This window comes from Stenotrophomonas sp. 86156_Sma, assembly GCF_056481625.1.
In genome coordinates, this window is record NZ_CM151157.1 from 1,601,454 (window position 1) to 1,625,292 (window position 23,839).

Here is a 23,839-nt window from a genome sequence, read left to right on the forward strand (position 1 = left end):
CAACAACCGCAATAATCTGCGCGCGAATAATCGTGCGCGGCCGATGCGGGACTGCGACCTGGGTAGATAGACAGCAACACACGCCCGGACACCAGAAAACCCGCATCAGCCGATGCGGGTTTTTTTGTGCCCGGGCGCAGCCCCACCCGGGCCTGGATGGCCGGTCGAACACCCTCCCACCCGTGAAATCCCCCAACAGGAGCTCTCCCATGTGTTCGATCTTCGGAATCTTCGGCCTGCAGGCTGGTGACGATCTTCCCGCCCTGCGCCGCCATGCGCTGGAACTGTCGCAGCGCCAGCGCCACCGTGGCCCGGACTGGAGCGGCGTGTACCTCGACGAAGGTGCGCTGCTGGTCCATGAGCGGCTGGCCATCGTCGACCCGGCCGGTGGTTCGCAGCCGCTGCTGTCGGCCGATGGCCAGCTGGCGCTCGCGGTGAACGGCGAGATCTACAACCACCAGGCATTGAAGGCGGCGCTGACCACCGCCTACGACTTCCAGACCGGCTCGGACTGCGAGGTGATCAACGCGCTGTATCGCCAGGGCAGTTCGCCGGCGCAGTGGCTGGAACAGCTCAACGGCATCTTCGCCTTCGCGCTGTGGGACCGCGACAGCGGGCGCGTGCTGGTGGCGCGTGACCCGGTGGGCGTGGTGCCGCTGTACTGGGGCCACGATGCCCAGGGGCGCCTGCGGGTGGCCTCGGAAATGAAGGCGCTGGTCGATACCTGTGCCGACGTCGCACAGTTCCCGCCGGGTCACTACTTCGACAGTGCCAGCGGTGAGCTGGTGCGCTACTACCAGCAGCCGTGGCGCGACTACGCCGACGTGCAGGGCCGCCAGGCCGACCTGGCCGAACTGCGCCAGGCCTTCGAGCATGCGGTGGAGCGCCAGCTGATGAGCGACGTGCCGTATGGGGTGCTGCTGTCCGGTGGCCTGGACTCGTCGCTGGTGGCGGCGGTGGCCGCGCGCTATGCGCGCCGCCGCATCGAGGATGGCGGGCAGACCGAAGCCTGGTGGCCGCGCCTGCATTCGTTCGCGATCGGCTTGAAGGGCTCGCCCGATCTGGCGGCCGCGGCGATCGCTGCCGAGGCACTCGGCACCGTGCATCACGGCTTCGAATACACCTTCGAGGAAGGCCTCGACGCACTGCCGGAAGTGATCCGCCACATCGAAACCTACGACGTCACCACCATCCGCGCCTCGACGCCGATGTTCCTGCTGGCACGGCGGATCAAGGCGATGGGCGTGAAAATGGTGCTGTCCGGCGAGGGAAGCGATGAGATTTTTGGTGGCTACCTGTACTTCCACAAGGCGCCGGATGCACGTGAATTCCACGACGAGCTGGTGCGCAAGCTGGACGCGCTGCACAACTACGACTGCCTGCGCGCCAACAAGTCGATGATGGCCTGGGGCGTGGAGCCGCGCGTGCCGTTCCTCGATCGTGAGTTCCTTGATGTGGCGATGCGCTTCGATGCCGCGCACAAGATGGTCGGCGCCGGCTTTGGCGGGCGTCGCATCGAAAAGGCGGTGCTGCGCGAGGCGTTCGACGGCTACCTGCCGGACAGCATCCTGTGGCGGCAGAAGGAACAGTTCAGCGATGGCGTTGGCTACGGCTGGATCGACGGGCTGAAGGCGCATGCCGAAGCACAGGTGAGCGACCGTGTACTGGCGGCGGCCGACAAGCGCTTCCCGCACAACCCGCCACAGACCAAGGAGGCGTACTACTACCGCCACCTGTTCGAGCAGTTCTTCCCCAGCCGTGCGGCGGCCGAGACCGTGCCGGGCGGCAAGTCGATCGCCTGTTCGTCGCCGGCCGCCATTGCCTGGGATGCCAGCTTCGCCGCGGCGGCGGACCCCTCGGGCCGCGCGATCGCCGGGGTGCACGAACAGGCACTGGCCTAAGCCCTCAAAAAGGGGACAGAGGGGATTAAGTCGTTTGTGCCACTAACGACTTAATCCCCTCCGTCCCCTTTTTGTATGATCGCCCCCTGCGCATTGGGGAATGTTCATGGACGTACAGGCAGGTGGCGACGTGCCGCCCACGAAATGGGGATGGCGTTATCTGGCCTGGGCCGGGGTGCCGTTGCTGGCTGGCGTACTGCTGGCGCGGTATGCCGGGCCGGCGGCGCCCGAGGCGGTTGCCCGCGCCACCGCAGCCGCTGAAGGCGGCTGGGCTCAGCATCTGGCGTCCCCACTGGGCCTGTTCCTGCTGCAGCTGCTGGTGCTGCTGCTGGTGGCCAAGGGCGCGGGTGCGCTGCTCAAGCGCTTTGGACAACCGGCGGTGATCGGTGAGATGGCCGCTGGCCTGATGATGGGGCCGCTGGTGCTCGGCAGCCTGCTGCCGCAGCTGCATGGTGCGTTGTTCCCGGCCAGCTCGCTGGGTCCGCTGGGCATGCTCAGCCAGCTGGGCGTGCTGATGTTCCTGCTGGTAGCCGGTGCCGAGCTGGACCTGGCGGCGCTGCGTGGCCGCCGGCGCTTCGCCTTCACGGTCAGCCATGCCGGTATTGCAGTGCCGTTCGTGCTCGGCGTGGCGCTGGCGATCTGGCTGTATCCGCAGCACGGTCCGCAGGGTGTGGGCTTTACTGCATTCGCATTGTTCGTCGGCATCTCCATGAGCATCACCGCGTTCCCCGTGTTGCTGCGCATCCTTGCCGATCGTGGGATCACACAGACGCCATTGGGCCAGACCGCGATCGCCTGCGCGGCATTGGGCGATGCCACCGCCTGGTGCCTGCTGGCCTTGATCGTCGCCGCCGCCCAGGCCAGCGGCTGGTTGCCGGCCAGCCTCAACCTGCTGTGCGTGGTCGTGTTCGTGGCGCTGATGCTGGGGCTGGTGAAGCCGTGGTTTGCCCGCCAGCAGATCGCGCCGGGCCGTGAGGGACGTTGGTTGCTGGGTATCCTGCTGCTGTCACTGGCGAGTGCGCTGGTCACCGAGATGCTGGGCATCCACGCGTTGTTCGGTGCATTCGCTGCGGGCGTCGCGGTATCGTCCAACGCGCAGCTGCGCGACCTGTTGATGGCCCGCGTCGAACCGTTCGCGGTGACCCTGCTGCTGCCGTTGTTCTTCGCCATGACCGGCCTGCGCATGCGCGCCGATGCGCTGCAGGCCAGCGATATCGTGTTGTGCGTGGTGGTGATCGCGGTGGCCACGACGGGCAAGCTGCTGGGTACCTTCAGTTCCGCGCGCAGTGCGGGCATGCCCACGCGCGAAGCGTGGCGGTTGGGGGCGCTGATGAACACCCGTGGTCTGATGGAGCTGATCGTGCTCAACCTGGGCTACGAGCTGGGCCTGCTCGGCGATCGGCTGTTCGCGGTGCTGGTGATCATGGCGTTGGTGACCACGGCGATGACCGGGCCGCTACTGAACCTGATCGAGCGGCGCCGGGGCTGAGCGCTGGACGGTCGTGCCGGCCAGCGGCCGGCACGACCGCTACCGCGCCGGTACCAGCGTCATCGTGTGCTGCGCTTTGCCGGGCAGGAACGGTGTCGGCCGCCCATGCACCCAGTCTTCGTGGCCGGCGCCCCAGTACGGCGAAAGCGGGTGCCCGCTCTGGCCGCCGGGCATGTGCACGATGCCGTCGGCCTCGTGGCCGGGCGAAACCACCATGCGTTCGGAGGCGCCGAAGTTCGGCGTCTGCACGCGCGGCATGTCACGGTCACCGGGCAGGGGATCGGCGGGCATGCACAGCCAGCGCTTGGCGATGTCCGGCAATGCACGCGCGATGGGATGGCAGAGCGCCGCGGTGTTGCGCTCTCCCCAGGTGCGCTGGGCCAGTGGGCCCTGCTTGGCCAGCTCGCTCTCGGTGCGGCGAGCTGCATCAAGCAGCAGCGCGTCCCAGCTGTCGTAGGCCGGTGGCAGCAGGTTGGCGGGGCGCTGCTGCAGCATCGGCCAGGCCACACCTTCCAGTTGTGCCAGGCGCGGGTCCAGATAGTCATCGCCCAGCTGCGCGTTGGCCGGTGCCAGCAGTGCTTCGGACAGGGTATCCATCACCTGCGTGCGGAACGCGCGCACCACCCGGTAGCTGACCGAGCTGGCCGAGGCCCGGCCGCCCCATTGATGGCTGACGGACTTCAACCGCTTCAGCGCAGGATCGTCACTGCGTTCGATGACGTCATGCAGCAACGCCCACCAGCGCTGCAGGAACACGGCGCGATCATCGAGCTGGATCGCCAGCAGGTCGTGTTCGTCGAAGCGGTCCTGGATGGCGAGCAGGTCGCGGATCTGCTGCGCACGCGCGCCGAGGTCATAGCCACCGTTGCCGACGCTGGCCAGTGCCTCGCCGTCGAGGACGCGTCCGTTGGCGGTCCACAGGCGATGGTTGGGGGGATCGATCAATGCAGGCGAGGCATCGCTGCGGATCGGCCACGGTGCGCAGTCCTGGTTGCTGGCGGCCGTGAAGCCGGCCGGCGCACAGCCGGGGCCTCGGTCGGGGCGGGCGCCGATCAGGCGCCAGGCGATGCGTCCGCTGCGGTCGCCGACCACCAGGTTCTGCGCGGGAATGCCGGCACGGTCGGCGAAGTGCAGTGCACCGTCCAGGTCACCGGCGCGGGCCAGATCAGCGAAATCCAGGCGTACGGCGCCGGGCAGGTGTGCGACCCAGCGCAGGGCATCGCCACTGCCATCGGCATGGGTGTGCAGGATCGGCCCCCAGGCGGTTTCGCGTACCGGGAACAGCACGTCGGCCTGGCCGGCCACCGCAATGCGTTCTTCGTGCACGGTCACCGTGGCGTTGGCCGGTTCCGTGCGGTAGTCCGCCGTGTCGATGTAACTGTTGGTGAAGCCCCAGGCCACGTGCCCGTTGCTTCCAACGATCACCGCCGGCAGGCCGGGCAGCGAGAAGCCAGTGACGTCGACCTGGCCGCCGGCAGCCTGCGGGTCGGGGTAACGCAGGCGCACCCGGAACCACAGGCCAGGCGCGCGCAGGCCCAGGTGCATGTCGTCGGCGACGATGGCGCGGCCGTCGGCGGTGAGTGCGCCGGCCACCGCGAAGTTGTTGCTGCCGATGACGTCCGCCTCCTCCTGCTCGGTGCCCGGCTTACCCTTCAATGTGCGCAGATCGAGCTGGCTGGCATCGGGCAGAATCGCATTGCCGGTGGCTTCGCCAAACAGCGGTGCATCCCATTCGGTGCCGTCGTGGGCAATCAGCGCGTACAGCGCCGGCGGCACCACCGCACGGATGCGGCTGAGGGCAAGCTCGGTCTGGTTGTTCGGGTCCTGCAGGTCGGCGTACATGGCCAGCCCGGCCAGCACGCTGTCGCTGGCCTGCCACGGTTGCGGTGACTGCCGCAGCAGCAGGTAGGCCCATGGCCGCACGGAGAGATCGGTAAGGCCTTCGTTGACGCCATCCACATAGGCGCGCACGACCGCGCCGTTGTCGCCCAGCGCGGTATCCAGATGCGCCTCGGTGCGGGCGCGCAGGCGGTGCACGCGCATGCGCTTGTCGGCGTCGATGGCCTTCGGTCCGAACAGCGCCGACAGCTCGCCGGCGGCACTGCGGCGCATCAGGTCCATCTCGAAATAGCGTTCCTGCGCATGCACATGGCCGAGTGCGCGCATCGCGTCGGCCTGGCTGCCGGCAGTGATGGTGACCACGCCCAGCGCATCGCGCTCGATGGTGACCGGCTTGGCCAGGCCCGGCAGCGCATGCTCGCCGTCCAGGTCGGCCAGGCTGCCGCGCAGCAGGAGCCACAGGGCCAGTGCGGTGACCAGCACGATGGCGACCAACACACCCAGCACCCAACGCCATGTACGTCGCATCGCACGTCCTTTCCGAACTCGTGGGCCGATTGTAGCCGCAGGCGCAACTGCGACTGATTCCGATTAGATCACCGTATTTTGAAATGCGGCACCCTATGCCACATCGATTCACAGGAGCCCCCCATGAAAGGCAACCCGGACGTCATCGCCTGCCTGAAGGAACTGCTGCGCGGCGAACTCGCTGCCCGCGACCAGTACTTCATCCATTCCCGCCGCTATGAGGACCAGGGCCTGTTCGCGCTGTACGAACGCCTGAACCACGAGATGGAAGAGGAAACCCAGCACGCCGACGCGCTGCTGCGCCGGATCCTGTTCCTCGGCGGCGACCCGGACATGCGCCCGCATGCCACCGAGCCGGGCAAGACCGTGGAAGAGATGCTGCAGAAGGATCTGGATACTGAATACGCAGTTCGGAACAATCTCGCCGCCGGCATGAAGCTGTGCGAAGAGAAGGGTGACTACGTGAGCCGCGACATGCTGCTGGCGCAGCTGAAGGATACCGAGGAAGACCACGCCTGGTGGCTGGAGCAGCAGCTGGGCCTGATCAAGCGCATCGGCCTGGAGCTGTACCAGCTGAGCAAGATCGACGGCAACGGCGCCCCGGCGCACTGAGCCGGCGCCGCGATCCGGTAGGGCCGACTGTTAGTCGGCCGCTCTCCAAACGGCAGCCGACTAACAGTCGGCTCTACCAGAGGCAAAAAGCGGCCGACCAGCGGTCGGCTCTACCAGAAGAAGCACAGCGTTCTGTCGCCCGCCAGCATCGGAGCACCGCCAGCCAGCTTTCGCCAGCCAGCTGCTCCACCGCCCGCCAGCCGACAACGAAAAAGCCGGGGAATGCCCCGGCTTTTTCGTGTCTGGTCTCCGGCAAGGCGTGTCAACCAAGGTTGACACCCACCAGGAGCAAGGCCCCAGCCCTTATTCCACCGACAGCCCTTCCACCTTCTGCCAGCCGCGCGGCAGCAGGTGGCCGCGGGTGGCGCGGGCGCCGAGGTAGGCGTCGAGCTCGTTGAACTTCAGGCCCATCGTGCGCTGCCCACTGCGCACCTGCAGGGTCTGCCCCGGGCTGATCGCCACGATGGCGACCACGCGTTCGGTGGCGAGCTTGGCCTTGGGGATCTCGATGATCTTGTTGCCCTTGCCCTTGTCCAGTTCCGGCAGGTCGTTGGCGGCAATCGCCAGCAGGTTGCCGGAGCTGGTCACTGCCACGATGCGGTCGGTGGCGACGTTGGCGACCACCGACGGGGTCAGCACCGACGAACCCGCCGATAGGTTCAGCATCGCCTTGCCGGCCTTGTTGCGGCCGATCAGGTTCTCGAAGCGGGTGACGAAGCCGTAGCCGTGGGTGGAGGCCAGCACGAAGCGGGTGTCCGGCTCGGCGCTGGCCAGGGTCACGAAGCTGGTGCCCGCGGCCGGCGAGAAGCGGCCGGTCAGCGGTTCACCGTTGCCACGCGCGGAGGGCAGGGTGTGCACCGGCGTCGAGTAGGCGCGGCCCTCGCTGTCGAGGAACGCGACCTGCTGCGTGCTGCGCGCACGCACCGCGCCCTGCAGGGCGTCACCATCACGGTAGGACAGGGCGGACGCATCGACGTCGTGGCCCTTGGCGGCGCGGATCCAGCCCTTTTCCGACAGCACGACGGTCATCGGCTCGCTCGGCACCAGCTCGGTCTCGTCGATGGCCTGCGCGGCCTGGCGCTGCACCAGCGGCGAACGGCGCGCGTCGCCGAATTTCTTGGCATCGGCTGTCAGTTCGTCGCGGATCAGCTTCTTCAGCTTGGCCTTGCTGTCGAGGATGCCGAGGATCTTCTCGCGCTCCTTGGCCAGCTCGTCCTGCTCGCCACGGATCTTCATCTCCTCCAGGCGGGCCAGCTGCTTCAGCTTGGTTTCCAGGATGTACTCGGCCTGGTCGTCGGACAGGCCGAAGCGCGCGATCAGCGCCGCCTTCGGTTCGTCCTCGGTACGGATGATGTGGATCACCTCGTCCAGGTTGAGGAAGGCGACCAGCAGGCCTTCCAACAGGTGCAGGCGGCGCTCGACCTTCTGCAGGCGGTGCTGCAGGCGGCGGGTGACGGTGTTGCTGCGGAAGGTCAGCCATTCGCTGAGCAGCATCTTCAGGTTCTTCACCTGCGGACGGCCGTCCAGCCCGATCACGTTGAGGTTGACGCGGTAGCTGCGTTCCATGTCCGTGGTCGCGAACAGGTGGCCCATCAGCTGCTCGGCGTCGACGCGGTTGGAACGCGGTACCAGCACCACGCGCACCGGGTTGGCGTGGTCGGACTCATCGCGGATGTCTTCCAGCCATGGCAGCTTCTTGGCGCGCATCTGCGCGGCGATCTGCTCGATCACCTTCGACGGCGACACCTGGAACGGCAGCGCGGTGACCACGATGTTGTGTGCTTCCTTGGTGAAGGTCGCACGTGCGCGCACGCTGCCGTTGCCGGTTTCGTAGATGTTCCGCAGATCGTTGGCCGCGGTGATGATCTCGGCGCTGGACGGATAGTCCGGGCCCTGCACGTGCTCGCACAGGTCGCGCACGCTGGCATCGGGGTTGTCCAGCAGGTGCAGCAGTGCGCTGACGATCTCGTTGAGATTGTGCGGCGGCACGTCGGTGGCCATGCCCACGGCGATGCCGGTGGTGCCGTTCAGCAGCAGGTGCGGCAGCCGTGCCGGCATCCAGGTCGGCTCCTGCAGGGTGCCGTCGAAGTTCGGTGCCCAGTCGGTGGTGCCCTGGCCCAGTTCGCCCAGCAGCACTTCGGCAATCGGGGTCAGCTTGGATTCGGTGTAACGCATCGCCGCGAACGACTTCGGGTCGTCGCTGGAGCCGAAGTTGCCCTGGCCCTCGATCAGCGGGTAGCGGTACGAGAACGGCTGTGCCATCAGCACCAGCGCCTCGTAGCACGCGCTGTCGCCATGCGGGTGGTACTTACCGATGACGTCACCGACGGTGCGCGCGGACTTCTTCGGCTTGGACGCGGCATTCAGGCCCAGCTCGCTCATCGAATAGATGATGCGGCGCTGCACCGGCTTCAGGCCGTCGCCGATGAACGGCAGGGCGCGGTCCAGGACCACGTACATCGAGTAGTCGAGGTAGGCGCGTTCAGCGTACTCGCGCAGCGGCAGTTGTTCGAATCCGTGGAACACGGGGCGGGCAAGTTCGGTCATGCGGCGTTGTTACCTGTTGTCGGGAGGCGGCGACGGCGGTCGCCGCTCGCAATCCTGTGATTATCCGGATGCGGCGGGGGATGCCAAGCCGCGCGCAGGGTCCAGCCCGGTTTCCAGGCCGTGTCCGGCCCGTGCCAGGTAGCGCCCCGGTGGCAGCCCGAAGTGGCGGCGGAACACGGTGACGAAGGCGCTGGCGCTGCTGAAGCCCAGCGCGTGGGCGATATCGGCCACGCTGCGGCCGTCGGTCAGCTGGCGCAGGGCTTCGGACAGCCGGGCCTGCTGCCGCCACTGGGCGAAGCTGAGCGTGGTCTCGTCGCGGAAGTGGCGGGTCAGGCTGCGCGGCGACAGTCCGGCCCAGTGCGCCCATTCGGCCAGGCTGCGCTCGTCGGACGGGTCGGCCAGCAGCTGCGAGGCGATCTTCAGCAGGCGCCGGTCATGCGGCATCGGCAGGTGCATGCGCTGGCGCGGCGCGGTACGGATCTCGTCCAGCAGCACCTCGATGATGTGCTGGCGCTCGGGCGTGGTGTCGTAGCCCAGCGGCCATTCGCAGATGCGGTCGGCCAGCGCCTGCGCCAGCTTGGACAGGCCCAGTACGCAGGGATCGGCGGGCAGGGTGGCGCAGGCCGGTGCGGCCAGCGCCATGCCCCAGCCACGCAGCGGGCCGTCGAGGGTGACCGTATGCGGCTCCAGCGGCGGCATCCAGCCGGCCGAGCCCGGCGCCAGTGACCACGTTCCGTGCGAGGTGCGGGTGGTCAACAGGCCGCGTTCGACGCAGATCAGCTGCGCGCGCTGATGGTGGTGCCAGTCCACTTCACGGACCAGGCCCAAGGGGCTGTCGAAGCGGAAGGCGACAACCGGTGGCCCGTCATTGCGCTCGAACCAATCCAGCGCGTCGTCGCGCAGCAACCGCTTGGGAGGGGGGATTTCTGCCTTGTTCATCATATCCGCTGGCTGAAATGTGTCATCCATTGGCTGAATTGTACTACCGGGCCACCTGACCAGATCATTAAGGTAGGCGCCTTCGTTGATCCAGCCCGCTGCTGCAACACAGCATTCGATGCCAGATCGAATATTTCCATTGAGAAATATTTTTTTTGGAAGAGAATGCTCCTCCATGATCTGTCCTGCAACCACTCCCCCCAGCTTCGGCCTGCTGCTGCGCCAGGTGCGCGACGGCCTGGTCCGTCAACTCGACGCATCCATGGCTGAAGAAGACCTGGGTATCGGCTTCACCCATTACATCGGGTTGAAGGTGCTTTCCAACATGGCTCCGTGCACGGCCAACGAGCTGGCCCAGGCCATCGACCAGGTGCCCAGTGCGGTGACCCGCCTGCTGGACAAGCTGGAGTCGCTGGGCTGCGTCCGCCGCGAACCGCATGCCCAGGACCGGCGTGCGCTGCAGATCGTGCTGACCGATGAAGGCCGCGCACTGTGGGCGCGGCTGAAGCTGCGTGGCGACGCGGTGATGGATTACGCCCTGCGTGATCTTTCCGCCGACGAGCGCACGCAGCTGCTGTCCCTCCTCACCCGAATCCGCGATTCCCTGACGACCCCATGAACCCGATCCCGCAATCCACTCTCCGCCGGTCCGGGCGCGCGCTGCTGGTATCAGCGCTGGCCCTGGCCCTGGCCGCCTGCGCCAGCAGTCGTGGCCTCAACCCGCAGGGCCACGTGCTCGACGTGGACAGCCTGCACAGCGAACGCACCCTGGCCGACACCGACCTGAGCGCCACCGGCTTCCCGGCGCAGGACTGGTGGAAGGCGCTGGGCGATGCGCAGCTGGACGCGCTGGTCGCCGAGGGCCTGGCTGGCCACCCGAGCCTGGACGCTGCCGATGCGCGCCTGCGCCAGGCGCAGTCGCAGGTCGGTACCGCGCGTGCCGATCGCCTGCCGAGCCTGTCGGTGTCCGGTGGTTACACCGGTCTGCGCCTGCCCGAGTCGATGGCCGGCAGCGAGATGGGTGGCCATTACGCTGGCAGCAGCCAGGTCGCGTTTGATTTCAGCTATGGCGTGGACCTGTGGGGCGGCAAGCGCGCTGCCTGGGAAGCGGCCGTGGACGGCGCCCATGCCGCCACTGTCGAAGCCCAGGCTGCACGCCTGAACCTGTCCACCGGCATCACCCAGGCCTATGCCGACCTGGCGTATGCATGGCAGCTCAATGACGTGGCCGAAGAAGAGCTGGGCCGCTCGCAGAAGTCGCTGGAATTGACCCGCCAGCGCCGCAGCGCCGGCATCGACAGTGATCTGCAGGTGCGCCAGGCCGAGGCCCGCGTGCCCGCCGCGCAGCAGCAGGTGCAGGCCGCGCAGCAGCGCATCGATGCGGCCCGCACCGCGCTGGCCGCGCTGGTTGGCAAGGGTCCGGACCGTGGCCTGTCGATCCAGCGCCCGCAGGCGTTGAATCCGATGGCCCTGCAGCTGCCGGGCGTGCTGCCAAGCGAACTGTTGGGTCGTCGCCCGGACATCGTTGCCGCGCGCTGGCGCGTGGAAGCGGCCGACAAGCAGATCAAGGTCGCCAGGACCAAGTTCTACCCGAGCTTCAACCTGACCGCACTGGCTGGCGTCGTCGCACCGAACGTGGGCGATCTGCTGAAGAGCAGCTCCACCTTCGCCTACATCGGCCCGGCGTTGAGCCTTCCGATCTTCGAAGGCGGCAAGCTGCGCGCCAACCTGGCCAACACCGATGCGCAGTACGACCTGGCGGTGGCCAACTACAACCAGACCGTGCTCGATGCACTGCGCGACGTGGCCGACCAGGTCAACGCGGTGCGTTCGCTGGCACAGCAGGCGCATTCGCAGCAGCAGGCGGTGGATACCGCACGTTCGGCCTTCGACCTGGCCCAGCAGCGCTACCGCGCCGGCATCGGCAGCTACCTGGACGTGCTGACCGCGCAGTCCACCCTGCTGCAGTCACAGCAGCAGCTGGCCGGCCTGCAGTCGCAGCAGGTGCAGACCTCGGTGCGCTTGAGCAAGGCGCTGGGCGGTGGTTTCCAGCCCTCTGACGCCGACCGCGCACCGATCGCCTCCCATTCCGATTCCTCGCATTCCTGAAGACTTCCGCCATGAGCCAGACCCAAGACACTGCGGCCCCGGCCGCCCCCAACCGCCGCGGCAACCTGCTGCGCGGCCTGTTCGTGATCGTCGTGCTGCTGCTTGCCGCACTGGCGTTGTGGTACTTCATGTTCGGCCGTTGGTTCGAAGAGACCGACGACGCCTACGTGCAGGGCAACCAGGTGCAGATCACCCCGCTGGTGGCCGGTACCGTGGTCGCCATCAACGCCGATGACGGCATGCGCGTGGAGCGCGGCCAGCTGCTGGTGCAGCTGGACCCGTCCGACACGTCGGTGGCGCTGCAGCAGGCCGAAGCCAACCTGGCCAAGACTGTGCGCCAGACCCGTGGCCTGTACCGCAGCGTGGAAGGCGCACAGGCAGATTTGAACGCCCGCCAGGTGACCCTGAAGCGCGTGCGCGACGATTTCGCCCGCCGCAAGGATCTGGCCGCCACCGGCGCCATTTCCAATGAAGAACTGGCCCATGCCCGTGACGAGCTGGCCGCTGCCGAAGCCGCCGTGGCCGGTTCGCGCGAGACCGTCGAGCGCAACCGCGCGCTGGTCGACGACACCGTGATCGCCACCCAGCCGGACGTGCAGGCGGCCGCCGCGCAGCTGCGCCAGGCCTTCCTCAACAATGCCCGCGCCGGCATCGTCGCGCCGGTCACCGGTTACGTCGCCCGTCGTTCGGTGCAGGTTGGCCAGCGCGTGCAGCCGGGCAATGCCCTGATGGCGGTGGTGCCGACCGAGCAGATGTGGGTCGAGGCCAACTTCAAGGAAACCCAGCTGCGCCACATGCGCCTGGGCCAGGAAGTGGAGCTGAAGTCGGACCTGTACGCCGGTGACGTGAAGTACAAGGGCCGCGTCCAGAGCCTGGGCCTGGGCACCGGCTCGGCGTTCTCGCTGCTGCCGGCGCAGAATGCCAGCGGCAACTGGATCAAGATCGTTCAGCGCGTGCCGGTACGCATCGCCATCGATGCCAAGCAGCTGGCCGAACACCCGCTGCGCATCGGCCTGTCGATGAAGGCCGAAGTGAGCCTGCGCGACCAGAAGGGCGAAGTGCTGCCGAGCACCCCGGCCAAGGGCACGGTGTTCGACACCGACGTGTATGCCAAGCAGCTGCATGATGCCGACGAGGTGATCCACACGATCATCCAGGGCAACCTGCCGCAGCAGGCGAAGGTGGGCTGAGGTCGCCATGTCCGCACAAGCTCCAGCCGCGCCCGGTGCTCCGGGTGCCCCGGCGGCGCCGGGTGCGGCCTCCGGGTTCCTGCCGCCCAGCGTCGCCCTGTGCACCGTTGGCCTGGCGATGGCGTCGTTCATGCAGGTGCTCGACACCACCATCGCCAACGTCTCGCTGCCGACCATCGCCGGTAATCTCGGTGCCAGTTCGCAGCAGGCGACCTGGGTCATCACTTCCTTCGCGGTCAGCACGGCCATCGCGCTGCCGCTGACCGGCTGGCTCAGCCGCCGCTTCGGCGAACGCAAGCTGTTTGTGTGGGCCACGCTGGCCTTCGTCATCACCTCGCTGCTGTGCGGCCTGGCGCAGAGCATGGGCATGCTGGTGGTGTCGCGTGCGCTGCAGGGTTTCGTGGCCGGCCCGATGTACCCGATCACGCAGTCGCTGCTGGTCTCGATCTATCCGCGCGAGAAACGCGGGCAGGCATTGGCGCTGCTGGCGATGATCACGGTGGTTGCGCCGATCTGCGGGCCCATCCTCGGCGGTTGGATCACCGACAACTACAGCTGGGAATGGATCTTCCTGATCAATGTGCCGCTGGGCATCTTCGCTGCGCTCGTTGTGGGCAACCAGCTGAAGGGGCGCCCGGAGCACATCGAGAAGCCGAAGATGGACTACGTCGGCCTGGTCACCTTGGTGATCGGTGTCGGTGCGCTGCAGCTGGTGCTCGACCTGGGCAACGACGAGGACTGGTTCTCGTCGATGAAGATCGTGGTGCTGGCGTGTGTGGCCGTGGTCACGCTGACGGTGTTCCTGATCTGGGAACTGACCGACAAGGATCCGATCGTCGACCTGAAGTTGTTCCGGCATCGCAACTTCCGCGCCGGTACGCTGGCGATGGTGGTGGCCTACGCGGCGTTCTTCAGCGTGGCGTTGTTGATTCCACAGTGGTTGCAGCGTGACATGGGCTACACCGCGATCTGGGCGGGCCTGGCGACGGCGCCGATCGGCATCCTGCCGGTGATCATGACCCCGTTCGTGGGCAAGTATGCATCGCGCTTCGACATGCGCATGCTGGCTACGATTGCGTTCATTGTGTTGTCGATGACCAGCTTCCTGCGTTCGAACTTCAACCTGCAGGTGGACTACAACCATGTGGCGGGCGTGCAGCTGATCATGGGCATCGGCGTCGCGCTGTTCTTCATGCCGGTGCTGCAGATCCTGCTGTCGGACCTGGATGGACGCGAGATCGCGGCGGGCTCAGGCCTGGCCACCTTCCTGCGTACGCTGGGCGGCAGCTTCGCGGCGTCGCTGACGACGTGGCTGTGGGCGCGGCGCACCCAGGTGCACCACGCCGACCTGACCGAGCACATCTCGGTCTATCAGCCGGGCATGCAGGACCAGGTGACAGCGATGGGGCAGGGCGACCTGCAACATGGCGCAGCGGTACTGAACAACATGATCAACCACCAGGCATCGCAGATGGGCTTCAACGACATCTTCTTCCTGCTGGGCTGGATCTTCCTGGCGATCATCGCGTTCCTGTGGCTGGCCAAGCCGCCGTTTGGCGCAGGCGCAGGTGCGGCCGCCGGTGGCGGGCACTGAAACTCCCTGGAAACACGTGCTGTATTTTGACCCCGCCGCAAGGCGGGGTTTTTGTTTGTGCACCGCGGATCGCACGGGCCCTGCCCTTGGAGCCCTGCCGCGGCGCAGGTTCAGCGCGTGCGATAGACGCGCTTGAACACCACCCGATCGCAGAACAATCGGGAGATGGCCCACATTCCCGCCACAAGTACGGCGCCGCATGTGAGCCAGCCAGCAGTGGCCTGCAATCGGCTGCCGACCAGTGCGCCGCAGATGATGGCGGCAACAAAGACCAGCATTACGGCCTCCTTCGATGCGCCGTAGTGGACCTCGGCCTGGCATCCCACGCATACGCGTACGCCGTGGTTCGAGCCGGTATGGCAGTGAGGGCAGATGATGCTGCGCTGCATGGGTGCGTCCTTTGGGGAAGGGGGAGGGCGCTGGTCAGGTCGTGGCGATACACCTGCAACCGGCTTCTGTAAATCTGCCTTCCACCGAAAAGGAATCGGGTAAATCTCGACTAGGAAAAGTACGAATTGAACGGCTAACGTGAAATGCGCCCCCAAAAGGAGGCCGTTCAAGGTCTGGTAACGACGCGCCGGGAGGAGGTATGCAGCAGCAGGCGACTGCCGGGTGGTGCGAGATACGACAGTTCCAGCGGTAGATGCGATGCCTGGCTCGCCAGACCCCGGAAACGAAAAAACCCGCTTTCGCGGGTTTGATCATATTGAGTCGTGGTGCCCAGGAGAGGACTCGAACCTCCACGGTTTTACCCGCTAGTACCTGAAACTAGTGCGTCTACCAATTCCGCCACCTGGGCGACTCAGGAGATGAATTATGGGGAGCGACAGAAGATGTGTCAACAACATTTCACACCTTTTTCTGCGGCTGTACGCCCAGGTGAAGCAGCAGGCTGCGCATCGCCGATGACAACTGCGCCCACTCGGCAAAACAGGCGCACAGGCGGCGCTGTGCCCATGCATCGGCGAGCGGTACGGCGACGGTATGCGTGCTGCGCCGATGCTGGCGGGCGATGGTCCGCGGCACGATGCCGACACCAATGTTGTGGCCGACCATGATACATACGCCTTCGAAGGTCTTCATGCGGATGCGTACGTCCAGGCGCCGCCCGATGTCACGCGCCTGGTCCTCGATGTAGGTCTGCAGTGCATTGCCATCGGCCAGTGCGACGAAGGTCTCGCCGGCAACATCGGTGAAGGCCACGCTGCGCCGCGATGCGAAGCGGTGGTCTTCGGGCAGCAGCATCACCAGCGGATCTTCGGCGACCACATGCTGCTGCAGGCCGGCAGCGTCGACGGCATCGCTGATGATGCCGGCCTCGGCCTGGCCAGCACTGATCGCACGCACGACTTCAGGGCTGGTGCGCTCCAGCAGCTCCACGTGCAGGCGCGGGCGTTCGGCCAGCCACGGTGCCAGCCGAGAGGGCAGGTAGTTGGTCAGCGCTGCGGTGTTGGCATACAGATGCAGGGTGCCGCGCGCACCGTGCGCGAACGCCTGCAGTTCACCGCGCAGCTGTGCCTGCTGCTGCAGGATCAAGCGTGCATGGTGGGCGAGCGCGGCACCGGCTTCGGTCAGGCTGACGCCGCGTGGGTGCCGGTTCAACAGCGGGGTACCGGCATCGGCTTCGATCGTGCGCAGGCGCTCACTGGCTGAGCCCAGTGCCAGGTTTGCCTGCGCGGCACCGGCCGTGATGCTGCCCGCCTCGGCAATGGCCAGGAACAGGCGCAGGTCGGCGATATCCATCCGCATGTGATGCCCTCATCGCAACGCCTGCGCCTTCGGATCAGCCGAAGGCGAGGCCGGGAAGACCGCATTGTGCGCCGAGCGGCCGGCCGATCCAATGAAGGCATGAATGAATCGATGTACTTCTACGTGCTGCTGGTGGTGGTGTTCGTGCTGGCCGGTGTGGTCAAGGGCGTGACCGGCATGGGCTTGCCGACAGTGGCGATGGGTCTGCTCGGTGGCGCGCTGTCGCCGGTGGCGGCGGCATCGATGCTGTTCATCCCCACCTTCGTCACCAATGCGTGGCAGCTGTTGTCCGGCCCATCGCTGGGCCACATCGTGCGGCGCCTGTGGCCGATGATGCTGGCCGTGGTGGTGGTGACGCTGGGTTCGGCGGCGCTGCTGGTGCGGGTCGATCGCACCTGGTCGCGCGTGGCTTTGGGCGTGGCGCTGGTGGTCTACGCAGCATATGCGCTGCTCGCGCCGGTGTTCCGCGTACCGCAGCGGCGCGAGCGATGGCTGGGGCCGCTGGTGGGGGCGTTGTCGGGTGTGGTGACCGGCGCCACCGGCGTGTTCGTGATGCCGGCGGTGCCGTACCTGCAGTCGCTGGGGTTGCAGCGCGAGGAGCTGGTGCAGGCGCTGGGGCTGGCGTTCACTGTGTCGACGATTTCGCTGACCACTGGCCTGGTGCTGCACGGCGCATTCGGCATCCAGCAGCTGGGGCTGAGTACGCTGGCGGTGCTGCCGGCATTGCTGGGCATGTGGCTGGGGCAGGTGATCCGGCAGCGCATCAGTGCGCGGGTGTTCCGCGCCTGCTTCCTGGGTTTCCTGCTGCTGCTCGGGCTGGAGCTGGTGCTGCGGCCGCTGTTGTGATGCCGGCCGCCGGTCGCGGCGATGCCGAATCACGGGCATGAAAAAACCCGCTTTCGCGGGTTTTTCTCATTCTCGACGTGGTGCCCAGGAGAGGACTCGAACCTCCACGGTTTTACCCGCTAGTACCTGAAACTAGTGCGTCTACCAATTCCGCCACCTGGGCGTCGAGGAGCGAGATTATGGGGTGTTGTTACGGGGGTGTCAACACTTTTGGTCGTGTCCGGCGTCAATCGCTGTGCCGCCCTGCATTCCGCCCGCCCGCAGCAGGTTCATGCCGGCGACGGCGCCGAGGATCGCAGCGCTGCCCATCCATTGGGCCGGCCCCAGCACATGGCCGAATGCCGCCGCATCGATGGCAATGGCGATGACCGGGTAGAGGAAGGACAGGACGCCAACCAGCAGGGTCGGTAGTTTCTTCAGGGCTGAGTACAACAGCGTCGACATCATGCCGGTATGCACGAAGCCCAGCGTCAGCAGCAGTGCCCATCCATGCGACGGAGCGTTGCCCGGCCAGCGCGCGAAGGGTAGCAGCAACAGGCTGCCCATCAGGAGCTGCACCGTTACGACCACGGGCGTGGGCACATCCACCAGTCGTTTGCCGATGGCTGCGGCAATGGCGTAGAAGAGGGCGGCCGCCAGCGCCAGCAGAATGCCAGTGAAGTAGTTGGCCGAAGGGGGGGCGCCTGAGGGGGTGGCAACAACGATCATCACCACGCCGCCGAAGGCCAGCAGCAGCCAGCCCCACTGAGCGGGGCGTGGGCGTTCGCCGAAGGCCAGCACGCCAAGGGCCACCAGCAGGAACGGTTGGGTGTGATAGGTGACGGTCACCACGCCGATCGACGCATGCGGGTAGGCGGAGAACAGGCAGATCCAGTTGAGGGTCAGGGCTGCACCGCCAGCAAGAATCCAGGGTAGGCAGCGCCGCTTGCGCGCATCCCGTAACGGCAGGCGCAGTACGACGCAGGCCAGCAGCATGGCCAGTCCGCCCAGCAGGCAGCGCCAGAACACCACGGCCGGCGCGGGCAGTCCGGTTTCCACCACGAACCAACCCACGCTGCCGGATATCACCATCGCTGCCGCCATCTGCAACGCGCCAACGCGGACGGACTGCATGCCACCTCCAGCGGTGTTCGATATGTCGAACGATTGGCCGCTAAGATAGAAGTGACCACTAGTGTTCGTCAAGTCGAACGTTCGTTCGATATGGAGTATTCATGTCTTCATCCACATTCGCGCCCATTGATGTCCTCGCCCGTGCCCTCAGGCGGGAGCGTGACCAGTTGGGGGTGTCTGTTTCCGAGCTGGCCAAGCGCGCTGGCGTTGCCAAGTCCACGCTTTCCCAGCTGGAGGCTGGTGTTGGCAATCCCAGCCTTGAAACGCTGTGGGCGCTGGCCTCGGCGCTGGAGGTTCAGGTATCGCAGCTGATCGCTCCGCCGCAGCAGCCGGTGCAGGTGATACGTGCTGGAGAGGGCGCTCGCTTGGCCTCCGAGCAGGCTGATTACGTCGTGCATCTGCTGGCCGCGTGCCCCGCGGGGGCGCGCCGCGATATCTATCGGATCGTGGTCGAGCCTGCATCCATCCGTGAATCCGCACCGCATCCGCCGGGAACGGTGGAGCACGTGGTGCTATGCAGTGGCCGCGCGCGCCTGGGGCCAGTGGGGCAGTGCGTCGAACTGGGGGCTGGCGACTACATCAGCTATGCGGCCGATGTCGCGCATGTGCTGGAGGCGATATCGGAACCGGTCACCGCGGTGATGTTGATCGAGCATCGCTGAACCCGGACGACCGGAACGCTGGTAAGAGAATCCCTGCCGACATCCATGCTGGAGTGGTGGTGCCTGATGGAGCGTGGAAATGACTGAGAAGGCTTCGCCAGGTGACTGGGTCAAGCGCGGGGAGGGTGACGGTGGCATTGAGCGCATCGAGGCGTTCTTCGAAGGCCACGGTTACGCGCCTCATCGACATGACACTTATGCCATCGGATTCACGCTGGCTGGGGTGCAGAGTTTCCAGTATCAGCGCTCACGGCGGCACGGCGTGCCTGGATCGGTGCTCGTGCTGCATCCTGATGAACTGCACGATGGTGAGGCGGGCACGGCCGCCGGATTCCGCTACAGGATGGCCTATGTCTCACCTTGGCAGGTGCAACAGGTGCTTGGCGGTGCGCCGCTTCCCTTCGTGCAGGGGGGGGGTATCCAGCGACCCTCGCCTGAGGGCCGCGATTCTGCCTCTACTGGCGCACCTACAGGCCTGCCTGGATCCCATGGAAGAGGCTGACGCGCTCTATGATCTATCGCACAGCCTTGTCGCGGTGGCCGGGCGCCCGCGTGCCATGCGCAGGCCCGATGCGGCCGGGGTGGAGCGGGCCCGCGCTTACCTGATGGACAGGCTCGGACAGCAGGTGACCTTGGATGCGCTGGAGCAGGTCAGCGACATGGATCGCTGGCAGCTGAGTCGTGATTTTCGCGCGCTGCTGGGTACCAGCCCCTATCGGTTCCTGACACTTCGGCGGCTCGACAGGGTGCGCAGGGCCCTGCTGGCCGGGCAATCAATCGCCTCGGCTGCACTCGATACGGGCTTCTTCGATCAGAGCCACATGGCGCGGCAGTTCCTGCTTGCCTACGGGGTCACGCCTGCGCTGTGGCTCAAGCGGATGGGCATGCGCGGCCGGCGCCGTTGATCGTTGCACGATCGTACAAGAACCCCACGGCGGAGTTTTCCATGCTTCCTCTTCCATGTCGCCAAGAGCATCCGCATGTCACACCTTGATCCCTCTCCTCTGCCCCAGCCGGTCTCGCTTGCCCGGAAATTTGCGCTGTTTACCGAACAGTGGGCACCCAAGGTCATCGCCGAGATGAATGACTACCAGTTCAAGATCGTACGCATCGAGGGCGTATTCGTATGGCACGTGCACGCCGACACTGATGAGGCGTTCCTGGTGGTTGAGGGAGAGCTGCGCATCGAATTCCGCGACGGGCACATCCTGCTGCGACGAGGCGAACTGTACGTCGTGCCTAAAGGGGTGGAGCACAGAACCTGTGCCGATCACGAAGTGTGGTTGATGCTGGTCGAGCCGCGAGGCGTGCTCAATACGGGCGATTCGCGCGGCGAGCGCACTGCGCAGAACGATGTCTGGATATGAGGCGGAGGCGCCGGACAACAAAAAACCCCTGATCGCTCAGGGGTTCTTTATCAGTGGTGCCCAGGAGAGGACTCGAACCTCCACGGTTTTACCCGCTAGTACCTGAAACTAGTGCGTCTACCAATTCCGCCACCTGGGCGTTCCAGAGGCGCAATTGTGAAGATGAATCCGCAGGCTGTCAACGACTTCCTGAATATTTTTCATGCAAGGCCTTCAAGACAGCCGCTGACCCGTTCTGCACGCCGTCAGCGGCTACCATGTAGGGCGATGACTACCAAAAAACCAAGCAAGGGCGGGAGCACCTCCCGCAGCCAGGCCCCGAAGAAGGGCGCCAAGGCGGGCCCGGCCCGCACCACCAAGCCGGGCAAGCCGTTGCCGGGCTGGTTCCCCGAATTGAATGAAGGCGGCGCACCACCGCGTGGTCGCAAGGTCCGCAGCGCCGATGCCGCCGCTCCGGGCCCGGCCCCGGGCCGCAAGCTGCCGCCGACCGGCAAGGTGATCGACGATCCCTATGCCGCCCGCGAAGCCGAGAAGTACGAACAGCCCATCGCCAGCCGCGAGGCCATCCTGGCCCTGCTGGAGCGCTGCGAAGGGCCGCAGACCGCCGAAGAACTGGGCGCGCGCCTGGGCCTGACCGCGCCGGACCGGGCCGAGGCGCTGTCGCGCCGGCTCGGTGCCATGGTCCGCGACGGCCAGTTGGTGCAGAACCGTCGCGGCGGTTTCGCCCCGATCCAGACCCTGAACCTGGTCACTGGCGTGGTGATCGCCAACCCGGAAGGGTTCGGTTTCCTGCGCCCGGTCGAGGGCGGTGACGACCTGTTCCTGCCGCCGTATGAGATGCGCAAGGTCATGCACGGCGACAAGGTGCTGGCCCGTGTGACCGGCATCGACCATCGTGGCCGTCGCGAAGGCAGCATCGCCCGCGTGCTCGAGCGCGGCATGACCCGCCTGATCGGCCGCTTCAGCATCGAGATGGGCATCAACTACGTGGTGCCCGACGACAAGCGCGTGCAGCGCAACGTGCAGGTGCCGCCGGACCAGACCGGTGGTGCGCGCGATGGCCAGCTGGTGGTCTGTGAACTGACCCAGGCGCCGGACAGCCGCCGCCCGCCGATCGGCCGCATCATTGCCGTGCTCGGCGACAAGCTGACCGCCTCGCTGGTGGTGGAAACCGCCATCCACGGTCATGAGCTACCGTTCGAGTTCCCGCAGGAAGTGCTGGACGAAGCCGCCTCGGTACCGCTGGTGGTCGAACCGGCGATGATCGGCGACCGCGTCGACCTGCGCAGCACGCCGCTGGTCACCATCGATGGCGAGGATGCCAAGGACTTCGACGACGCGGTCTACTGCGAGCCGAATGCCGAGGGTTTCCGCCTGGTGGTGGCGATCGCCGATGTCTCGAACTACGTGCGCCCCGGCACGCCGCTGGATGAGGAGGCGCAGAAGCGCGCCACCTCGGTGTACTTCCCGGGCTTCGTGGTGCCGATGCTGCCGGAGACGCTGTCCAACGGCATCTGTTCGCTGATGCCGAAGGTCGACCGCATGTGCTTTGTCTGCGACATGCAGATCGACCGCGACGGCCTGGTCACGCATTCGCGCTTCTACGAGGCGGTGATGAACTCGCACGCGCGCCTGACCTACACCCAGGTGTGGAAGGCGGTGGGCGAGGACGATGCCGATACCAAGGCCTGGATGGGCGACCTGCTGCCGCAGGTGCAGCGCCTGCACCAGCTGTACAAGGTGCTGTCCAAGGCACGTGCCAAGCGCGGCGCCATCGAGTTCGAAAGCAGCGAAGTGCGCTTCGTGCTGGACAACCGCGGTGAAGTCACCCAGGCCGGCATGCTGGTGCGCAATGACGCGCACAAGCTGATCGAGGAATGCATGATCGCGGCCAACGTCGAGGCGGCCAGGTACCTGCTGTCGCGCCATGTGCCGGCCCCGTACCGCATCCACGAGAAGCCGCCGGAAACCAAGTACGCCGACCTGCTGGAATTCCTCAAGGAGTTCAAGCTGAGCCTGCCGCCGTGGTCCAAGGTGCGTCCGGGCGATTACACCAAGCTGCTGAAGAAGATCCGCGACCGTCCTGATGCCACGTTGCTGGAATCGGTGCTGCTGCGCAGCCAGAGCCTGGCGATCTACAGCCCGGAGAATCACGGTCACTTCGGCCTGGCGCTGGAGGCGTACGCGCACTTCACCTCGCCGATCCGTCGCTACCCTGACCTGCTGGTGCACCGCGCGATCAAGCACGCGTTGTCCGGCAAGCCGCTGGACAAGTTCACCTACAACGCACGCGAAATGGCTGCGCTGGCGCTGCAGTGCTCCGAGCGTGAGCGCCGTGCCGATGAGGCCGAGCGCGAGGTCGACGAGCGCTACCGCGCCGCGTGGATGGAAAAGCACGTAGGCGGGCAGTTCGACGGTGTGATCAGTGGCGTGACCAGCTTCGGCCTGTTCGTGGAGCTGGACGAGTCGAAGGTGCAGGGCCTGGTCCATGTGACCCAGCTGCCGCAGGACTATTACAAGTTCGACGCGACCCGCAAGACGCTGACCGGCGAGCGCCGTGGCAGCAGCTACCGGCTGGGTGATCGCGTGCGCATCCTGGTGCTGAAGGCCAGCATGGAAGAGCGCAAGATCGACTTCCGCCTGGTCGAGCACAAGGGTGAGGATGAAGGCGATGGCCTGCCGCCGCTGCCCGAGCGTGGCAAGCCGGCCAAGCGGAAGAAAGAGAAATACTGATGACCGTGGTAGTGCCGGCCGCTGGCCGGCATCCATGGCACCCTCGGCACCGACGGGTTGCCGGCCAGCGGCCGGCACCACCAGGAGACATCGCATGCAGGGCCAACCCGAATACAGCGGCGGCTGCCAGTGCGGCGCGATCCGCTTCCAGGCGCGAGGCGAGCTGACCGACAGCTCGATCTGCCATTGCCGAATGTGCCAGAAGGCCTTCGGTGCCTACTATGCGCCGCTGGTGTCGGTGCGCGGCGTGCAGTTCAGCTGGACCCGCGGCCAGCCACGCTATTTCCAGTCGTCCAACGTGGTGCGGCGTGGCTTCTGCGCCGACTGCGGAACGCCCCTGACCTACGAAGCCCCGGATGGCGTGGCCGTGGCCGCCGGTGCCTTCGACGAGCCAGAACGCCTGCCACCGACCATCCAGTACGGGGTGGAGCGCAAGCTGCCGTTCGTCGACAGTTTGTCCAGCCTGCCGGCGCGACGTACCGAGGAAGACGTCGCGGCGCTGGAGTTCCTGGCCACCATCGTGTCCCACCAGCACCCCGACCACGACACCCCGCACTGGCCGCCGCGCAGCCGCTCCGCCGAAGGCTGAGCGGCGGGTAGCGCCGGGCCGTGCCCGGCGAG

General features: G+C 66.5%; 20 protein-coding genes and 3 tRNA genes. 14 read left to right on the plus strand and 9 right to left on the minus strand.

Annotation, left to right across the window (positions count from 1 at the left end):
• Positions 1–209 precede the first annotated feature (209 nt).
• Positions 210–1,901, plus strand: coding sequence for an asparagine synthase B (gene asnB / locus ACZK33_RS07445; protein WP_049399515.1), 1,692 nt, complete (start codon positions 210–212; stop codon positions 1,899–1,901).
• Between the two features lie 100 nt (positions 1,902–2,001).
• Entirely contained in the window at positions 2,002–3,390 is a 1,389-nt protein-coding gene (locus ACZK33_RS07450; protein WP_423174761.1) for a cation:proton antiporter domain-containing protein, read from the plus strand.
• 39 nt (positions 3,391–3,429) lie between these two features.
• Here ACZK33_RS07450 and ACZK33_RS07455 read toward each other — a convergent pair whose 3' ends face one another.
• Positions 3,430–5,757: a penicillin acylase family protein gene (locus ACZK33_RS07455; protein ID WP_423174762.1), complete on the minus strand. Its 2,328-nt coding sequence runs from the start codon at positions 5,755–5,757 to the stop codon at positions 3,430–3,432.
• Between the two features lie 123 nt (positions 5,758–5,880).
• Between ACZK33_RS07455 and bfr the strand changes: the two genes are divergently transcribed.
• Positions 5,881–6,369 carry a bacterioferritin gene (gene bfr, locus ACZK33_RS07460; RefSeq protein WP_004151115.1) on the plus strand — a complete coding sequence of 163 codons (489 nt, stop codon included), beginning with the start codon at positions 5,881–5,883 and terminating at the stop codon, positions 6,367–6,369.
• A 303-nt stretch (positions 6,370–6,672) separates the two neighbouring features.
• Here bfr and parC read toward each other — a convergent pair whose 3' ends face one another.
• Complete coding sequence (gene parC / locus ACZK33_RS07465) at positions 6,673–8,916, minus strand: DNA topoisomerase IV subunit A (protein WP_182267510.1); 2,244 nt, start codon at positions 8,914–8,916, stop codon at positions 6,673–6,675.
• A 60-nt stretch (positions 8,917–8,976) separates the two neighbouring features.
• Positions 8,977–9,858 carry a helix-turn-helix domain-containing protein gene (locus ACZK33_RS07470; protein WP_049399506.1) on the minus strand — a complete coding sequence of 294 codons (882 nt, stop codon included), beginning with the start codon at positions 9,856–9,858 and terminating at the stop codon, positions 8,977–8,979.
• Between the two features lie 172 nt (positions 9,859–10,030).
• On the opposite strand from ACZK33_RS07470, the gene emrR reads away from it, so the two are divergent.
• From emrR to emrB, 4 genes are read left to right on the plus strand one after another with little or no spacing between them, the layout of a single operon-like run.
• Complete coding sequence (gene emrR / locus ACZK33_RS07475; protein ID WP_032127923.1) at positions 10,031–10,474, plus strand: multidrug efflux system transcriptional regulator EmrR; 444 nt, start codon at positions 10,031–10,033, stop codon at positions 10,472–10,474.
• Positions 10,471–11,964 carry a multidrug efflux transporter outer membrane subunit EmrC gene (emrC, locus tag ACZK33_RS07480; protein WP_049463707.1) on the plus strand — a complete coding sequence of 498 codons (1,494 nt, stop codon included), beginning with the start codon at positions 10,471–10,473 and terminating at the stop codon, positions 11,962–11,964. The genes emrR and emrC overlap by 4 nt, the downstream gene beginning before the upstream one ends.
• Before the next feature lie 11 nt (positions 11,965–11,975).
• Entirely contained in the window at positions 11,976–13,154 is a 1,179-nt protein-coding gene (gene emrA, locus ACZK33_RS07485) for a multidrug efflux MFS transporter periplasmic adaptor subunit EmrA (RefSeq protein WP_049399501.1), read from the plus strand.
• A 7-nt stretch (positions 13,155–13,161) separates the two neighbouring features.
• Positions 13,162–14,748, plus strand: coding sequence for a multidrug efflux MFS transporter permease subunit EmrB (gene emrB / locus ACZK33_RS07490; RefSeq protein WP_423174763.1), 1,587 nt, complete (start codon positions 13,162–13,164; stop codon positions 14,746–14,748).
• Between the two features lie 110 nt (positions 14,749–14,858).
• Here emrB and ACZK33_RS07495 read toward each other — a convergent pair whose 3' ends face one another.
• From ACZK33_RS07495 to ACZK33_RS07505, 3 genes are all read right to left on the minus strand, one after another.
• Positions 14,859–15,137 (minus strand): hypothetical protein, encoded by a 279-nt coding sequence (locus ACZK33_RS07495; protein WP_106550641.1) that lies wholly within the window; start codon positions 15,135–15,137, stop codon positions 14,859–14,861.
• Between the two features lie 325 nt (positions 15,138–15,462).
• Positions 15,463–15,547 (minus strand) — tRNA-Leu (locus ACZK33_RS07500).
• Between the two features lie 50 nt (positions 15,548–15,597).
• The gene (locus ACZK33_RS07505) at positions 15,598–16,497 is read right to left on the minus strand and encodes a LysR family transcriptional regulator (protein ID WP_423174764.1); all 900 of its coding nucleotides are present in this window, start codon (positions 16,495–16,497) and stop codon (positions 15,598–15,600) included.
• 99 nt (positions 16,498–16,596) lie between these two features.
• Here ACZK33_RS07505 and ACZK33_RS07510 point away from each other — a divergent pair, with 99 nt between their 5' ends.
• Entirely contained in the window at positions 16,597–17,343 is a 747-nt protein-coding gene (locus ACZK33_RS07510; protein ID WP_107433349.1) for a sulfite exporter TauE/SafE family protein, read from the plus strand.
• A 78-nt stretch (positions 17,344–17,421) separates the two neighbouring features.
• On the opposite strand, the gene ACZK33_RS07515 is transcribed toward ACZK33_RS07510, so the two are convergent.
• Positions 17,422–17,506: transfer RNA gene (locus ACZK33_RS07515), tRNA-Leu, on the minus strand.
• A 38-nt stretch (positions 17,507–17,544) separates the two neighbouring features.
• Positions 17,545–18,456 carry a DMT family transporter gene (locus tag ACZK33_RS07520; RefSeq protein WP_423174765.1) on the minus strand — a complete coding sequence of 304 codons (912 nt, stop codon included), beginning with the start codon at positions 18,454–18,456 and terminating at the stop codon, positions 17,545–17,547.
• A gap of 101 nt (positions 18,457–18,557) precedes the next feature.
• Here ACZK33_RS07520 and ACZK33_RS07525 point away from each other — a divergent pair, with 101 nt between their 5' ends.
• The 4 genes from ACZK33_RS07525 (at position 18,558) to ACZK33_RS07540 (ending at position 20,485) form a co-directional block, all read left to right on the plus strand.
• Positions 18,558–19,118: a helix-turn-helix domain-containing protein gene (locus ACZK33_RS07525; RefSeq protein ID WP_423162641.1), complete on the plus strand. Its 561-nt coding sequence runs from the start codon at positions 18,558–18,560 to the stop codon at positions 19,116–19,118.
• A 79-nt stretch (positions 19,119–19,197) separates the two neighbouring features.
• A complete protein-coding gene (locus ACZK33_RS07530) occupies positions 19,198–19,620 on the plus strand; it encodes an AraC family ligand binding domain-containing protein (protein WP_223276836.1) in 423 nt (140 codons plus the stop codon).
• A complete protein-coding gene (locus ACZK33_RS07535; RefSeq protein WP_223276835.1) occupies positions 19,607–20,023 on the plus strand; it encodes a helix-turn-helix domain-containing protein in 417 nt (138 codons plus the stop codon). The genes ACZK33_RS07530 and ACZK33_RS07535 overlap by 14 nt, the downstream gene beginning before the upstream one ends.
• Before the next feature lie 75 nt (positions 20,024–20,098).
• Complete coding sequence (locus ACZK33_RS07540) at positions 20,099–20,485, plus strand: cupin domain-containing protein (protein WP_032127914.1); 387 nt, start codon at positions 20,099–20,101, stop codon at positions 20,483–20,485.
• Positions 20,486–20,539: 54 nt separating this feature from the next.
• Here the strand turns inward: ACZK33_RS07540 and ACZK33_RS07545 are convergent.
• Positions 20,540–20,624: transfer RNA gene (locus tag ACZK33_RS07545), tRNA-Leu, on the minus strand.
• A gap of 128 nt (positions 20,625–20,752) precedes the next feature.
• Here ACZK33_RS07545 and rnr point away from each other — a divergent pair.
• A complete protein-coding gene (gene rnr, locus ACZK33_RS07550; protein WP_423174767.1) occupies positions 20,753–23,218 on the plus strand; it encodes a ribonuclease R in 2,466 nt (821 codons plus the stop codon).
• Positions 23,219–23,312: 94 nt separating this feature from the next.
• Entirely contained in the window at positions 23,313–23,807 is a 495-nt protein-coding gene (locus ACZK33_RS07555; protein WP_279943068.1) for a GFA family protein, read from the plus strand.
• The last annotated feature ends 32 nt before the right edge of the window (positions 23,808–23,839 follow it).

Coding starts and splice junctions, on each gene's coding strand:
- parC (WP_182267510.1), bottom strand. CDS start 8,916: ATGACCGAACTTGCCCGCCCCGTGTTCCACGGATTCGAACAACTGCCG.
- ACZK33_RS07495 (WP_106550641.1), bottom strand. CDS start 15,137: ATGCAGCGCAGCATCATCTGCCCTCACTGCCATACCGGCTCGAACCAC.
- ACZK33_RS07520 (WP_423174765.1), bottom strand. CDS start 18,456: ATGCAGTCCGTCCGCGTTGGCGCGTTGCAGATGGCGGCAGCGATGGTG.
- ACZK33_RS07505 (WP_423174764.1), bottom strand. CDS start 16,497: ATGCGGATGGATATCGCCGACCTGCGCCTGTTCCTGGCCATTGCCGAG.
- ACZK33_RS07555 (WP_279943068.1), top strand. CDS start 23,313: ATGCAGGGCCAACCCGAATACAGCGGCGGCTGCCAGTGCGGCGCGATC.
- ACZK33_RS07540 (WP_032127914.1), top strand. CDS start 20,099: ATGTCACACCTTGATCCCTCTCCTCTGCCCCAGCCGGTCTCGCTTGCC.
- ACZK33_RS07525 (WP_423162641.1), top strand. CDS start 18,558: ATGTCTTCATCCACATTCGCGCCCATTGATGTCCTCGCCCGTGCCCTC.
- emrB (WP_423174763.1), top strand. CDS start 13,162: ATGTCCGCACAAGCTCCAGCCGCGCCCGGTGCTCCGGGTGCCCCGGCG.
- ACZK33_RS07510 (WP_107433349.1), top strand. CDS start 16,597: ATGAATGAATCGATGTACTTCTACGTGCTGCTGGTGGTGGTGTTCGTG.
- ACZK33_RS07535 (WP_223276835.1), top strand. CDS start 19,607: ATGGAAGAGGCTGACGCGCTCTATGATCTATCGCACAGCCTTGTCGCG.
- emrA (WP_049399501.1), top strand. CDS start 11,976: ATGAGCCAGACCCAAGACACTGCGGCCCCGGCCGCCCCCAACCGCCGC.
- ACZK33_RS07530 (WP_223276836.1), top strand. CDS start 19,198: ATGACTGAGAAGGCTTCGCCAGGTGACTGGGTCAAGCGCGGGGAGGGT.
- ACZK33_RS07455 (WP_423174762.1), bottom strand. CDS start 5,757: ATGCGACGTACATGGCGTTGGGTGCTGGGTGTGTTGGTCGCCATCGTG.
- ACZK33_RS07470 (WP_049399506.1), bottom strand. CDS start 9,858: ATGATGAACAAGGCAGAAATCCCCCCTCCCAAGCGGTTGCTGCGCGAC.
- rnr (WP_423174767.1), top strand. CDS start 20,753: ATGACTACCAAAAAACCAAGCAAGGGCGGGAGCACCTCCCGCAGCCAG.
- asnB (WP_049399515.1), top strand. CDS start 210: ATGTGTTCGATCTTCGGAATCTTCGGCCTGCAGGCTGGTGACGATCTT.
- emrR (WP_032127923.1), top strand. CDS start 10,031: ATGATCTGTCCTGCAACCACTCCCCCCAGCTTCGGCCTGCTGCTGCGC.
- ACZK33_RS07450 (WP_423174761.1), top strand. CDS start 2,002: ATGTTCATGGACGTACAGGCAGGTGGCGACGTGCCGCCCACGAAATGG.
- bfr (WP_004151115.1), top strand. CDS start 5,881: ATGAAAGGCAACCCGGACGTCATCGCCTGCCTGAAGGAACTGCTGCGC.
- emrC (WP_049463707.1), top strand. CDS start 10,471: ATGAACCCGATCCCGCAATCCACTCTCCGCCGGTCCGGGCGCGCGCTG.